We start from the raw sequence: 14,566 nt of genomic DNA on the forward strand, positions 1-14,566 counted from the left end.
ATTAAGGCGTCGTCAGGTAACAGTACTGTTTTTTTACGATGTTGCCTACCCATGTCTCTAATCCGAAAAGCTTTCCGTCACCTGCATTATCCCGTCGATATCAACGCGCAATGTGTTCGTTGGTATCTGGCTTACGCCCTCAGCCTGCGCAATTTGGAAGAGATGATGGCAGAGCGCGGTATTATCGTTGACCACTCCACGCTTCACCGCTGGGTCATCCGCCGGGTGCCCTTGCTGGATAAGGCGTTTCGCCGGCATAAACGCTCAGTAGGTCGTCGGTGGCGCATGGACAAAACTGACATCAAAGTCAAAGGTCAGTGGAAATATCTCTACCGGGCTGTTGATTCGTCAGACCAGACCCTCGACTTCCTGCTGACCGCCAAACGGGATGCTGCAACGGTATTACTCTTCTTTCGCAAAGCCACTCGACACCACGATGAACCTGAGACAGTGAACCTTGATAAAAGTGGCGCCAACACCGCAGCTTTAGCCACGCTCAACGCTGAAAAACCTGATGAGGAAGCGATTACCGTCAGGCAGAGTAAATACCTGAACAACCTGATAGAGCAGGACCATCGGAATATCAAACGACGCATACGGCTGATGCTGGGATTTAAATCATTTCGGCGTGCGCAGACGCTGTTAGCAGGCATCGAGTTGTTACAGATGATACGTAAAGGGCAACTTCAGCATCCCGCCGAAGAACATTTATCACCAGCAGAACAATTTTATTGGTTGGCTGCCTAAAAAAACGGCATCGCTACTTTTGCTGACTTACCTACGCTAATGCGACAGAGCAATAACATTAGCGGGGTAATGCTGTCGATTGAAAGCATTTCGGATCAGAGTCATAGGTAGGTAACATCACAAAAAAACAGCGCTGAATACTTACAACGCCTTAATGCGACAGAACCTTACTTATTGATAAGTAATATTGAGTGTTGCTGTTGCATTGGCGGTACCAGGCAAAACATTGCTCAATGTTTGATAATAACGTGCTGTAAATGGGAATGTTTCTACTCCCCCCGCCGAGGTTTTTAGTAACAACCAGCTACCAATAGTCAGTGGGCTATTATTATACAGGATTTGTGCACCGACCCCTTTGGCTACGCCCGCAGTTCCGGCACCGGTTAACGCTAGTACACTGGTGTTAACCGTATTGGCATCTTGTGTACCAGCCATCGACACATTGATTTTGGAGCCACTGGCACAATTCAGACCCAAATTAAAACTTTGTGCCCCTGTGAAACTACCCACCCCGGTAAAACTGGTCGCATAGATATTCCCTAGCGGCACGGTAAACGTTGGTGTCGTGAGCGAACAGGATAAGACGGTCACTGTCATACCGCTAATATTAATTGGGACTTCGGTGGCCCAACTTCCTGTAGCGCCAAGAATCATTGACCCAACTCTTTGTGTTAATACACCCGAGGTCATAGGACCTGTTTTATAAAAAGCGACAGCTGCTCCGGCATATAATGACGGCATCACACTCGGAGAGGATATGAATGCAACCTGATTAATATTTCCATCTATATTATTACCCGTCCCAATCCAACCGGTGAGATTCCCCGCAGAGGTCACAGCACCCAGTTGTACTCCCAGGCCTGGAATATTGGTATTAAAGATAGGGCTTCCACCACTGCTCATTCCTGAAGAGGCCGTGATAGCTTTTACGCCTGCATATTGATTCCCTGATGGATAGGAAAGACCCGCCGGACAAGTATATAGTAGTGTGATAGGTGAGGTTACATTTGATGGTTCTATGCGCGTACCATTAACAGCATCCCTATTGATTATTAACGAGCTGGTATTGATCGTGATCCCAGATGAGTTAACTGTACAACTAGTAAAAGCCCATGAGTGAATGCTATATAAAAATAACATCATACAACCAGCATTACATATAACTTTCATCTCTGTTCCTTTATTGGCAGAGGCCATTAATAATTTGGATACCGTTTGAGGTTGTGTCCTGAGTACTTTTTTTAGGCAACTGGTAATCAACCACACATTGACTATCACTATTTTTTCCCCACTGAACTTGCAGCTTGCCGATGCTTGTCATGCCGGTCAGATAAACCTGACCACTATCGCCAACGATAAAACCAGTTGTTGATGGATTGGCCATATCACTGACCATGGCACCAAAAGGTACCCACTGACCATTTGCTTGTTGTAATGTCATCATTATTCGCTGACCAATTTTTGTCTGATAATTAGCCACGACCACGGCCCCCCGCGTCGGAGTGACCGTTTGGCTGGTTAGCTCAAGTTCAACATCATCAGGCAGCGAACTGGTATCAAGGCTGATTGGGTTGTTACGGTACGGGCTGGTATAGGGCACCACAGCATATCCCCACCGATCTGTTTTAATTCCGCGATTATTATTGACGGCTACACCCTTGGCACCCGGTGCTTTCACCAATACTATTGTTTCACCCAATGGCTGTGAAAGTGTGATACCGCTCGAATGAGCAATAATTCCACCCTGCACACCATAGTTAATCCTTTTTTGATTATTGTCGTAACTGTAACCACCATTAATCTGTCCAATGCTACCGTCATAACTGGCGCTTACATTGCCATTCATCCCATCGCCCTGCGAGGCATAGCCCTGGTTAACGCCCCAGCTCAGATTATTTTTCTCCAGCGCGGTACCATTTAATGCAACGTTATGAGTCGTTGCCCCACCTTTGGTGTCGCTCATGGTGTAATTTACCCATGAATTGCTCATAAAGCGGTTGAGTGGAATACTGATATTTAAAGCAACTATCTGATCAGAAGTCTGACTGAGGGTTCCATTCATACTGGCTGCATTCTGGCTTCTATTATAGTTAATGCCATAGCTGATCCCTTGCCAGCTATTACTATAACCAATACTCACTGATTGAGTTTTTTGACCGTTATTCCAATAACTTTCATCGATCAGGCTTAACGAAAGGGAACCTGCGAACTCCCCGAGATTTTGACTGATAACAACCTCTGCACGGCTGCGTTTTTGCTGTTTAAACCAAGGGGTGTGATTACTATTATAGGTATCCAGCGTTTCCTGCAAGGTATAAAAACCTTGCTCGGAATAGCGATTACCAGCGAGACTAAGGTTGGTTCCAATGTCAACAAAACTCTTACCGTAACGGAAACGCCATGACTGACCGTTACTGCTACTCTCATCCGATAAGGTCGATTTTGCTTCGGTAATATCCAGTGATACCGCGCCAATACGCCCCATGTTTTTACCGATCCCACTGGCAACGGAATGATAATTTGCGGCACCCTGTACCCCTCCGTATATCGTTAAACCCCAGGGTAAACCGTAAATAGCCGTTCCCTGCGCAAAGGTATTTTTATCCACACTATTATCAGAAGAACGATAATTACCGCCGGTAAAGCTGTACTTGAGTGTCCCTTCACGTTGCAAAACCGGAACTGAGGCAAAAGGCACAATAAAGTTCTGTTCACGGCCATCAGCCTCAGTGACGGTTACGGCCAGGTCACCACTGCTAGAGGTCGAATACAGATCATTAATTTCAAATGCCCCTGGTGAAACATAGCTCTGATAAATAACAAAACCATTCTGACGCACGGTAACCTGGGCATTACTTCTTGCAATCCCGCGGACTACGGGAGAATAACCTCTCATGCTATCCGGCAACATGTCTTCATCTGAAGCTAATTGGCCGCCACGAAATGGCACACTGTCAAAAATATCACTCGGGGAAGTGCTGTCCCCCAATGTAAGCTGGCTGTGTAGAGCAATAATATCACGCTGCAAATAGGTATTTATTGAACTCCACTTATCTGAACCTTCAGCGTCACGGTTCCAGGTCGAGTTATTACGCAATCGCCACGGGCCGGTATTCAACCCTGTACGTAAATTCAAAAAATAACTATTATTGCTATTTCCGCTTTCATTATTCGATTTGCTGTTAGAACCGTTAAAACTATAATTAGCCAGAAATGCAGTGACGCCTTTATCCCACTGCTCTGGGGGGACATATCCTCGGATTTGCTGGGTCAACGCTGCCTGTGGAATACTCAGGTTAACCTGCTGTTGGCCAAAATTAAACTCTGAAGATGCCTGCGGAATAGCAGCGGATAAATCAACACAACCTTTCTTTTCTAATTCAGGGAATGCATCAACTTTAATTCCTAATTTTTTGAGATCATCAAATGACAAGCAAGGCTGTAGGCTTTCATTACCGGTACTTCCTTTTACCAGAGTGAACTCCAATTCGCGAGTATCAATAAGTTGGTTATTGAGTAGAACATCAACACGATATTTCCCCGGAGCTTGCATGTCATTTTGTTCAAATACGGATAAATCAGCACCTGCTTGGGATGGGTTATCCAGTTCCAATAATGCTGGGTTAAAATATTCTTGTGCCTGTGTGTTACTGATACCAGTGATCAGCAACCCCAATTGACACAAAATTAGGTAACTGAGCCGCGTCAAACAGGCATCGCGTTTTATTTTTTTGATGGTTTTTGGGGCCGGACCTTTTTTCATTTTCTATTACCAAAAAATATTTACGCGGTAGCTTTTTTTAACAAATCAACCGATTAAATTTACAGTGAGGCCCTATAGGTTTCACTGGTACCACCGTAATCATTAATGATTTGCCAATTGACACTGTTACCGGCACTGCCTGCGGGTAGGGGCATAGTCAATGTAGACCCGGGGGCTACCATTGTTACTTCTGAGATATCCTTTCCCCCAACATTGATGGAAAAAAATGTCACGTAATGACCAGAGTCATTGATAGCTTTAAGGGTATTACCATTTCGTTGCCATTTAATATTTTTTGCAGACTGATCTAGTGTTTCTTTCATTCCTTGCGGACGATAAATCAGTTTTATCCTTGTTTTTACTGCAATTTGTAAAGTGTTATCTGTTTTTTCACTGGAAGGAATTGATTTGATGTTCAACCAAAACAGTGATTCTTTCTCTTCCGGTAAGTTCCCCCCAGCACGGACGACCCGTAAAACGTTACTTTTATTACTGTCCAACCGAAATAAAGGAGGCGTGATAATGAAAGGAGCTTTAGCCTCTGCCCCCTCTTGCGTGTCCACCCAAGATTGAATCAAGTAAGCAACGTTATCAGGGTTACTGACACTTAATGTCACTTCTTTTTTGGCGGAATCATAAATAAGACGAGTCCCCCCCACAATAACACCTGCTGTTGAACTAAATGCGGTAACGAGTAAACCTGTCACTAATGCCATTGACCATGATTTCATATTGAAATTTCCTGTATGCGAATCCGAATGAGATCTAAATAAAGTATAGATGCTTTAGGCGATTCTGGTTTACCTAGTCTTTATTTAAAGACCATTACTTGCGCTCAACCAACTATATAATTTAATTCGGTAATAACGAAAACTTAAGTTAAGAGGCGCGACAGTTCAATATGCCTGATGAAAACGTTTAATCATATGGAAATTCTCATATTATTTCCATTCAAAAAAATAAGACCGGTTTAATACCGGCCTACTTTCAGCAAAATTTTCCTAACGTGTACAATGAAAAGAAAGATTACTGATAAATCACGGTGAACTGGGCAACCGCGTTTGCGCTACCAGCACTCACGGTCTCCTGAGTTGCTATATAACGTGCGGTAAAGTCCAGATTGGTCGTAGAGCCAGCGCCGGTCTTGAGGGTGTAAGGTGCAGAATTCTCGAATAGATTTATAACGTTCTGAGATGCATCAGATAACTGGATGCCCACCCCTTTAGCAACATTAGCGTTCGGAGTCAGAGCCAACACACTATTGTCACCGGCAACACTGGTTCCATCAAATTTGATAGTGGCGCTTGATGCGGCGAGCGGACACTCAGCAAGAACCAACTGGAAGTTGGTTGCGGTAGCAGTAGAGCCGACACCGGCAAATGATGAAGCGGCAATTTTACCCAGTGAAACACTCTTACTCACTGAGTTAGCATCGACTTGACAAGCTGAGTCAATAATTTCACCGGTAAAATTGATTACGCCGTCAGCAGCATAAACGGAGGTGGCTAAAAAACCAGAAACGACTAATGCAAGGGTGAATAAATTATTTTTCATTTCAATATCCATTAAATATTTGATAAGTACGCCTGCATAAATATATGTAGACGGTGATATAAATAACGTGCCAGACGGCAGTTAATAAGAGTGTAAATACTGTTACTTTCTGTAACCGGGTTACAGGATCATACATGAAAAATAAAAGTGTATTTTAATTTTCTGTTTATAGATTACTGCTAGTTTCCGCATTAAGAGTGTTCTTAAGCTTCAATAACGAAGAGGAAATGGGGCATATCACTATTAATTATAAATAGTAGTGTATTTCCACTACTAAAATCTACTTGAAGTATAGCATCAAGTATCGATGGGAATATATGGTCATTTATTGAATTTTTTGTAGGAAAATTCTTTTTTTATTGAAATTTAATTATGTGAACCCCATATTTACTGGTAAGTAAAAGTTGCCAGTACAGTACTGTTTATTGTGCCGGGCATTACATTACCGGCAGCTGAATAAGCGCGTGTTTGCAATGAAAAAACAGCTTGTTTATTTGAAGAATTCACTGTGACGTTAGTTTTTTTACTGTTTCCTAAATTAACTCCACCACTGCTTTGCAACTCAACGGACATATTAGAAGCTGTGCCGGTATTTTTATAACGTGTTGCATCTGACGTATCTGCCGTCCCTGAAAAAGCCGCACTGACTTTAGTTGTTGATACCGGACAATTGCTCAGTGTAATCGCAAAGCTTTTCCATGGACTGAAAGAACCCGCTGTCGCTAACGCTGTTGCTTGGATATTATCAAATTCAATATTCATCACTGAGTTAGCCGCATCAACGGTACAGGGCGTTGCAATAACGTTGCCAGTGATATTAATTGTACTTATATCAGCAGCCATGACCATAGAAGTGCCAAAAAAAAGAAGTCCGGTCAGCACGCTTATTTTGGTTGATAATTTCATTTTATGCTCAGATGCCTGGTTAATTGATAAAATATTACTTATTAGTAAGTAATGTTCAGGTTATGGATAAATCTAAATTTATTACTTACAAAATATTTCATATTTAATTTGAACTATTTGCCTTATTACCATGTGAAATTAAATTCAAGGGAAAAATCCCTAAAAAACCACACCGCCTTGATTTGATATATTGTAAATTTTGAGTAAAGATTAGTTAAACACAAATGCAACCTAATTCAATTACAATTGGTTACAACTCATTGAATATTATCAATTTAAATAGAAAAATATTGGGCTATATCCTTTATGAAAAAAAATAAAATTATAATTAAAGAGTTGTTTTGGTCAGCATTGTTTATGATTTGATACTTTTAAAAAGATAGAATTAGAATAAAACTAATGAAGCAATATAGCTAGTGAGTGATTTGATGTGGTTTAACTCTACAGTAAGGCAAATGCTGTTTATATCGGACTACATCCCTTTCTGTGTAGGAATATTCTCATTTATAACAGTCAGTTATGCACAAATGCACATGAGACAAAGCCAGTGAAGCGGGGAGGCTATGAACAGTAGCCCGCCTGCGGCGGGAGCTAAGACGCTGTTAGAAAGTGACTTTCTTCAGGCATCGTAGCTCGCTATACTCCCGTGTATGCACATACCTAGACCGTCAAAACTCCTCTTCCAGATTGATGATGGCTGGGGCCAGTTACTCGCTAAACACGATAGCGTCGTCCCCGAATGGACCAAACGGGTCGTCGAGCGGATGCTCGCCTGCGGGACCGGCGCCATGGGCGTTCGCCGATATGGCTGCGCTTCTGCCCACTGTTCTCACACCAAATACGTCTGCCAAAGTTGTAAAAGCAAAGGCTGCAGCGCCTGTGGCATGAAAGCCACCGAGCAATGGATTGCTGAGCAACAGCACATCCTGCCCGACTGCGAATGGCAGCACATCACCCTCACCATGCCAGATAAACTCTGGCCCGCCTTTGCCAACAACTGGCCCCTACTCAACAAACTCTTCGCCTGCGCCGCCAATACCCTGCTGAAATGGGCTAAAAAACTCAATATCGAAATAGGCCTGTTTGTAGCCCTGCATACCTATGGCCGCCAGCTCAATCAGCATCCGCACATTCATCTGTCCGTCACTCGCGGAGGTTTGTGCCTCAAACACGGTATCTGGCGGTCAGTTTACTTCAAAAAGAAAATCGTTGAGCGCTATTGGCGTCAGGCCGTCATCACCCTGTTGCGAGAAAGCTATGCCTCGCTCAATTTATCTGCTGCCGGCTATCAACACATTAGGGATTACCGGGAATGGTGCCAGTTTCTTGAGGCGCAGTTTCAGCGGCGCTGGAAAATCCACTTTGCTAAAAAGACCCGACACGCCCGGCAAAACGTCAATTACCTCGGTCGCTATCTGAAACGGCCACCGATTGCAGCCTCAAAACTGCGTCATTACACCGGCGGAGCCGTTGTTCATCATTACTATGACCACCGAACTCAGCAACACCGCACGCAACGACTCAGCCAGGAAGAGATGTTGTGGCGCTATATCAGCCATATCCCGTCACGCCATTTCAAGATGGTCAGGTATTACGGTTTTCTGGCCAACCGCAAACGGGGGGAGTTATTGCCTAAGGTCTACACCGCCCTGGGGATTGAAATGAAGAAAAAACCGCCGAAACCGGGCTTTGCGTCGCTGATGAAACAATTTACCAATGTGGATCCGTACCAGTGCGTGCTGTGTGGTAGTCGGATGGTATTTAACAGCGCGGAGGCTGGTATCCGTGCAGAAGAGTTGTTGGCGCGATGTCGGCAGGAGTTCAAAACAGAGCGATGGTTGCGGCAGGCGGCATAGGGAAGATCTGCCTGAAATTTGTATTGGGCATCAAAATGGGGTTTATTTTAACCAATAGTCAACCTCGTGCTGCCTGAGCGGATGAAACGCATGGCCCTATCCCCCTATTTTGCCTCTGACCTAAGGGAAAAAAAGGGATCCAACTTCCTAACCATCAAGTCCGGTTCTGAGGAGGCACTGTCCGAGTAACCAACAGCTCAACTCATACCCCTATGACTGAGACTTGAATGGAGTAACAATATACCAGCGCAGTGAGTTGTTGATTTTTCGGTGGCTGCAGTATACTTTTCCTTCATTATCAAGTATCAGGAGCAATCGGCGTGTCACATAAATATTCTCATCACACAGGTCTGCCAATTCCCGCGTTTTTCGCCAGTACTCAGGCGGAGGAAGTGGTTTTGGGGTGTCCTGATCAGGGGTAATGCATAATTCCCACAATGCATTGAGTAACCGTATTTTTTTGATTTCATATGTCTCTGATCTTCTTTTCATAATTGTCATCTCAATGCTGTCGCTTACGCAATGTCTATCCTGTTCAATTAGCGACGATGCTGTCTGAACAGCAGGATCCAGTTCCAACGCTATAAATCTTTATCCATGTCTTTATCCATGATGTGCAGTCAGCGCGAGTTTCACGCCACACGCTTGAGCATAACCCTTCAGCGTCCGCCACCCCACCCCGGTAACATTTTTTCCAGCTAACTGATAACCCGATTACTGACTCCCATACTGACTGTTGCATTGTCGCGGGTTAACCCTACATTTCCTCGCAATTCCGTCAGTTGATCCAGTAAAGCAAACTCTTCAACGACCTTTTCATATGCCTGATCTGCCTCCTGTGTGTTCAAAAAAAGAGCACGTGCTTGGGTATGATAAACGGTTAAACTTTATGCATCAGCCATACCTTCGGACGATGAAAAGCTAATGTAATCTTTGAGGAGTATTTTTCCATTTTTTTTGAAAAAGTACCGCAAAATATAAACTTTCTGCCCCAACTGAAAAACAAACAGATTACGAGCAAAATTCGCCCCGATGCCCGCAATTGAAAAGTGCCTGAGTTAACGGGGCGCATCAGCGGGAAACTCAACATATTGCCAAGCTCTTTCAATTGGTTGAGCAGAGGGATTACGCCAGTACGGCAACCGTCGCTTTTCCATTTCAGGGCATAGGCGTTGAACCCATCGGTAAATCGCAGTGTGATCAACATTCACACCGCATTAGGCCAGCATTTCCTGAAGTTCGTGATAGCTGATACCATATTTTTAATATCAGCGAACGGCCCAAAGGATGATCTCATTCTGAAAATGCTGACCATGGAAAAGGTTCATTCGCTTGTAACTCCAACGAAAAGATACCACCATTGGCTATTTGCAACAGTGCTTCCTCAGTTGCTCTGCGTCTTCTGCCTGAGTTTGCGGTGAGTTAATCTTTCTTTCGCCTTTTCAATCGCCGTTTGGGTTCGATTTGGAAACAATGCTGTCATCTCGGAAGGGAATAAATGCAGGTTTCTCTCCAGCAAACGCCATTCTTCATCACTCCAGCGCTGAAAGGGTGTCTCTCGTACGCTGAATTTCGTGTATTTCAGGCCCAGTTGGCTTGCTTTGATTTTGATCGACTCAGCACTCCTACGCGGCAGTTTTTGCGCCACTTTGGTGCCCATTAGGGCGTAAAACTGTGTCAAAATATGGACTTCACTTTCCTGCCAGCTCCGGAGACTTTTTATCCCCAGCACTTTTGCCATCATAAAAATGGACTTTCTCTCTCTACCTGGCAGTAAGGTGCGCACATAGGTTATCCCTTCACCGTTAGCATAATGTGTACGGAGGATTTCTTTTTCCTCTTCCGTCCAAGGTCCCACATGTGCCTTACAAAGCCCCAACGATTTGGCCGCCAGTCTTATTGCGGTCACAGTGCGACCCAGGTGAACCGCTATCTCTGAAACGGGTCGCGTGTGATAGTGGGCTTGCACAAACCTCAATTCGCCAGCGGTCCACGCAGTACGGTGGTTTCTGTATTCTTCATTCATTGCAAATTATTTAAGATTATGTAGCATTAAAGGTAAAAAAGTTAAGCGGAATTTGAATCCCAGCATCAGCCGTATGCATCGTTTGATATTCCGATGGTCCTGCTCTATCAGGTTGTTCAGGTATTTACTCTGCCTGACGGTAATCGCTTCCTCATCAGGTTCGCCGTGATGACTAATGGCCTTGCGAAAGAAGCGCAATGCCGCTGCAGCGTCCCGTTTGGCCGTCAGCAGGAAGTCGATGGTCTGGCCTGCAGTATCGACCGCCCGGTACAAATATTTCCACTGACCTTTGATTTTTATGTAGGTTTCATCTATGCGCCACCGACGACCTACTGAGCGTTTATGCCGGCGAAACGCCTTATCCAGCAAGGGCACCCGGCGGATGACCCAGCGGTGAAGCGTGGAGTGGTCAACGATAATACCGCGCTCTGCCATCATCTCTTCCAAATTGCGCAGGCTGAGGGCGTAAGCCAGATACCAACGAACACATTGCGCGTTGATATCAGTGGGATAATGCAGGCGTTTAAAGGCATTTCGGATCAGAGACATGGGCAGGCAACATCGTAAAAAAAACAGCATGTTACCTGACCACGCCTTAATGCGACAGAACCTAAGCTAAAGGGTTATGTCTCATTAGCGTAGAGAAGTTAGCGGGGTTTGAGGTCCAATGGGGCGAAAACCTACGCTAAGCGTCTATATATTCGTTAACCTGTTGATTTAACGGTCTTAGCTCACCTTTCATCACATTTTCAGACAAGGTGAATGAGTAATGACCTAACATATTGATATGGCCATGCATCAATGGTGATAATCTGGATATATCTTCTTCATTAATTTCAGTAGGCTGGCTATCAGTATTAATATGTCCAAGGGCTTCCTGCATATACAGCGTATTCCATAAAACAGTAGCATTTGTTACCAGTCCCAACGATCCCAGTTGATCCTCTTGCCCTTCGCGATAGCGCTTTCTGATTTCGCCACGTTGGCCATGACAAATGGCGCGAGCCACACTATGTCTTCCTTCACCCCGGTTTAGTTGCGTTAGTATTCGGCGACGGTAATCTTCATCATCAATATAATTCAATAGATACAGCGTTTTATTTATTCGCCCCGCTTCAATGATGGCCTGTGCCAGACTGGACGGACGCGTGCTCTTCAATAAACTACGGATTAACTCTGATGCTTGTACAGTACCCAGCTTAAGAGAGCCTGCAATCCGCATCATATCGTCCCAGTTAGCCTCAATCAGTGCCAGATTAATGCAACCACGGGCCAGTTCATTGAGAGGGCCGTAATTAGCATTTTTATCAACTCGCCAGAAAACGGCATCTCCGGCGTCCGCCAGACGGGGAGAAAACTGGTATCCCAACAGCCAGAACAGACCGAATATCAAATCGCTGGAACCTGCTGTATCAGTCATAATTTCCTGTGGATTCAACCCCGTTTGTTGTTCAAGTAAACCCTCCAGAACAAAGATTGAGTCCCTCAAGGTGCCCGGTACAACAATGCCGTGAAAACCAGAAAACTGATCGGAAATAAAGTTGTACCAGGTAATTCCCCGATTGGAGCCAAAGTATTTTCGATTGGGTCCGGCGTTAATCGTTTTTACTGGCGTAACAAAACGCATACCGTCAGCAGAAGCAACTTCTCCACCACCCCATCGCTGTGCCAGGCTCAAGGTAGCCTGATAATCAACCAGGCGGGCATTAGCTTTGATAAGCGTTTCGGCCCGAAAATAATTTTGTTTAACCCAGCTCAGGCGATGCCGGGTTAATGATGGAATATTGTGCTTAATCAATGGCTCAAAGCCAATATTGCAGGCTTCTGACAGTAATACGGCACAAATGCTGATATGCAGGTCTTTCGCTCGCGCATTGGACTCGCTGACATGAGTAAACTCTTCGGCAAATCCTGTATGAGCATTGATTTCCAGCAATAGCTCCGTCAGATCCACCAAGGGTAAAAGACGTCTGACTTGCCTGTTGAGAGCTATCAGGCTGGGTGGTTCATCCAGTTTCTCAAGGCTGCTGATAGTCAGCGTAGGATGTTTCCCTGCGTGGTCAATATGAACTGACGCATTATCATTAAAACCATCAGCTACCGTTTTCCAGGCAAAATCTAACTGCTGAGCCAGCTTTTCTGTTGCCTGCCGAGCATTTACAGGGTGACCTAATGCTCGACAGACAGGGACGCGTTGGGCTTGCCATTCTGCCCCTTGTAACAGTTTTGACCGTGGATCACCCCAACGATCGCTATTCTCAAGGTAAATATCCCGCCGCCTTAATGCATCCTGAAACCGTTCCAGTAGGCATAGTGAATAGCCAGGTCTTCTCACTCGGCCTTCTTCGTCAAAGACCAGTCGTTTCCAGGCACCGGTGATAATATTTTTCGGCGCGTCGTCAAGTATGTGCTTTCTTGAAGTGCCTAGTGACGATAAATAGTTAAAGGCTGCCAGGGTATGTTCTCCCGCCGGAGCAGCCCGAAAAGTTAACTCCCGTAGTACTCTGGGCAGAAAACGGCGAACGCGTCCATATTGTTCAATCATTTCATCGTGGAAATTATTGTCTGCCGGCCGAGCCAGCTCGTTGACCATTTTGACTGACTCAGCCAGTCTTTCTTTGGGAATGCAGGAAAAAATCGATTTTCGGAGGTGCACATCATCAGTTACCTCATCCAGCAGGAGTGCACAGGCTTTAGCTAGCATCAACGAAGAGCGGTCCAGATCCTTCAGCGTCCTCAGCCGCTTCTTTTGCCCCGCTTTTTTAGCCTCTCCCGCAATATTAGTGATCAGCATATCCAAAACATCGATGGCTTCATCCAGCGCAGTGACCTCCAATGATTTAACAAAGGCAATAAGTATCGCTGTACGTTTCTTCATGGGCATACGAGCTATCTTTTTTACCGAGGTAACATTTGCATAGCGGGCGAGACTTTTTAGCTGAGCCGGTGGAAGACCTGTAAAATCAAGTTGCTGAAAACCCAGTTGGTGCAATGTGTTATAGCGATCCAGTGCATCATTAAACGCAGGGCTACTGATTGTCACAGGACCTTTTTTCAGTCGCTCAAACATGGATACTCTCTGACCTTCACTAAAGCTCAGTAATTCACCCAGTTGCTGTTTCTGTTCATCATTGGGCAATACCAGCAATCGTTGCCAAAGCCGGTTAGCCGCTCGTTCGCGGATTTCGGTGATCACTCTGGTGAGTGTTGTGGCTCCTGGTAATAAAATTTTATGTTGTACCAGCCATGCAGTAGCGAAATCGAACATCAGGCTGGGGCGTTCATTGCTAATCCATGCACGGGTATACAACAACCGGTTCAGCCTAAATGTCCACGGAAACTCCCCGAATTCATGATAGTGATAATACTTTTTGATTTGAGCGTAATGCTCCCAACGGGTTGGTTCTCGTTTGGCGTATTCTGCCAGAATATCAGTCCGACTGATTGAAAGCTGCCTGGCAACAACGGTTTGTACATTGCGCGGAACCAAAGTCAAATCAGCCAGGAACGCTCCTAAAAATCGGACTGATGTCAGTTGAAGGGCTATACCGAGACGGTTCTGGTCCCCGCGCCGTTGTGCTATGAATGTCAGATCATTTTCATCCAGAATAAAATAACGAGACAGTTGTACCTCGTTCGGTTCTGCCGCATAACGCCCATAATTTTGTTTCTGCTCTTCGGTCAAAAAATCGATAGGCATTCAGCGTTCCTTGC

The 14,566-nt window shown here is 45.0% G+C and carries 10 protein-coding genes and 2 pseudogenes; 2 read left to right on the plus strand and 10 right to left on the minus strand.

The features are described 5' to 3' along the window. The first annotated feature begins 51 nt into the window (after window positions 1-51). A complete protein-coding gene (locus tag V1955_RS22485) occupies window positions 52-747 on the plus strand; it encodes an IS6 family transposase (RefSeq protein WP_442821484.1) in 696 nt (231 codons plus the stop codon). 171 nt (window positions 748-918) lie between these two features. Here the strand turns inward: V1955_RS22485 and V1955_RS22490 are convergent, their stop codons facing one another. From V1955_RS22490 to V1955_RS22510, 5 genes are all read right to left on the minus strand, one after another. Further along, window positions 919-1,650: a fimbrial protein gene (locus V1955_RS22490; protein ID WP_442821485.1), complete on the minus strand. Its 732-nt coding sequence runs from the start codon at window positions 1,648-1,650 to the stop codon at window positions 919-921. A gap of 277 nt (window positions 1,651-1,927) precedes the next feature. Next, on the minus strand, window positions 1,928-4,510 hold the full coding sequence (locus tag V1955_RS22495; RefSeq protein WP_442821486.1) for a fimbria/pilus outer membrane usher protein: 2,583 nt from the start codon (window positions 4,508-4,510) through the stop codon (window positions 1,928-1,930). 59 nt (window positions 4,511-4,569) lie between these two features. Next, the gene (locus tag V1955_RS22500; protein WP_442821487.1) at window positions 4,570-5,241 is read right to left on the minus strand and encodes a fimbrial biogenesis chaperone; all 672 of its coding nucleotides are present in this window, start codon (window positions 5,239-5,241) and stop codon (window positions 4,570-4,572) included. 295 nt (window positions 5,242-5,536) lie between these two features. Then, window positions 5,537-6,064 carry a fimbrial protein gene (locus V1955_RS22505; RefSeq protein WP_442821488.1) on the minus strand — a complete coding sequence of 176 codons (528 nt, stop codon included), beginning with the start codon at window positions 6,062-6,064 and terminating at the stop codon, window positions 5,537-5,539. A gap of 387 nt (window positions 6,065-6,451) precedes the next feature. Next, entirely contained in the window at window positions 6,452-6,970 is a 519-nt protein-coding gene (locus tag V1955_RS22510; protein WP_442821489.1) for a fimbrial protein, read from the minus strand. Window positions 6,971-7,620: 650 nt separating this feature from the next. On the opposite strand from V1955_RS22510, the gene V1955_RS22515 reads away from it, so the two are divergent. Continuing rightward, window positions 7,621-8,826, plus strand: coding sequence for an IS91 family transposase (locus tag V1955_RS22515; RefSeq protein WP_442821490.1), 1,206 nt, complete (start codon window positions 7,621-7,623; stop codon window positions 8,824-8,826). A gap of 698 nt (window positions 8,827-9,524) precedes the next feature. Here the strand turns inward: V1955_RS22515 and V1955_RS22520 are convergent. The 5 genes and pseudogenes from V1955_RS22520 to V1955_RS22540 all read right to left on the minus strand — a co-directional run bounded on the left by V1955_RS22520 (window position 9,525) and on the right by V1955_RS22540 (window position 14,552). After that, complete coding sequence (locus V1955_RS22520) at window positions 9,525-9,674, minus strand: hypothetical protein (protein WP_442821491.1); 150 nt, start codon at window positions 9,672-9,674, stop codon at window positions 9,525-9,527. A gap of 270 nt (window positions 9,675-9,944) precedes the next feature. Next, a pseudogene (locus V1955_RS22525) lies at window positions 9,945-10,154 on the minus strand (IS6 family transposase); the annotation flags it as partial. Window positions 10,155-10,210: 56 nt separating this feature from the next. After that, complete coding sequence (locus V1955_RS22530) at window positions 10,211-10,735, minus strand: hypothetical protein (protein WP_442821492.1); 525 nt, start codon at window positions 10,733-10,735, stop codon at window positions 10,211-10,213. A gap of 168 nt (window positions 10,736-10,903) precedes the next feature. Further along, window positions 10,904-11,401, minus strand: a pseudogene (locus V1955_RS22535) (IS6 family transposase); the annotation flags it as partial. A 136-nt stretch (window positions 11,402-11,537) separates the two neighbouring features. Continuing rightward, window positions 11,538-14,552: a Tn3 family transposase gene (locus V1955_RS22540; protein ID WP_442821493.1), complete on the minus strand. Its 3,015-nt coding sequence runs from the start codon at window positions 14,550-14,552 to the stop codon at window positions 11,538-11,540. Between the last annotated feature and the right edge of the window lie 14 nt (window positions 14,553-14,566).

The sequence above is a fragment of the Yersinia sp. 2545 StPb PI genome, assembly GCF_052217125.1.
GTDB classification, from domain to species: Bacteria; Pseudomonadota; Gammaproteobacteria; order Enterobacterales; family Enterobacteriaceae; genus Yersinia; species Yersinia enterocolitica_E.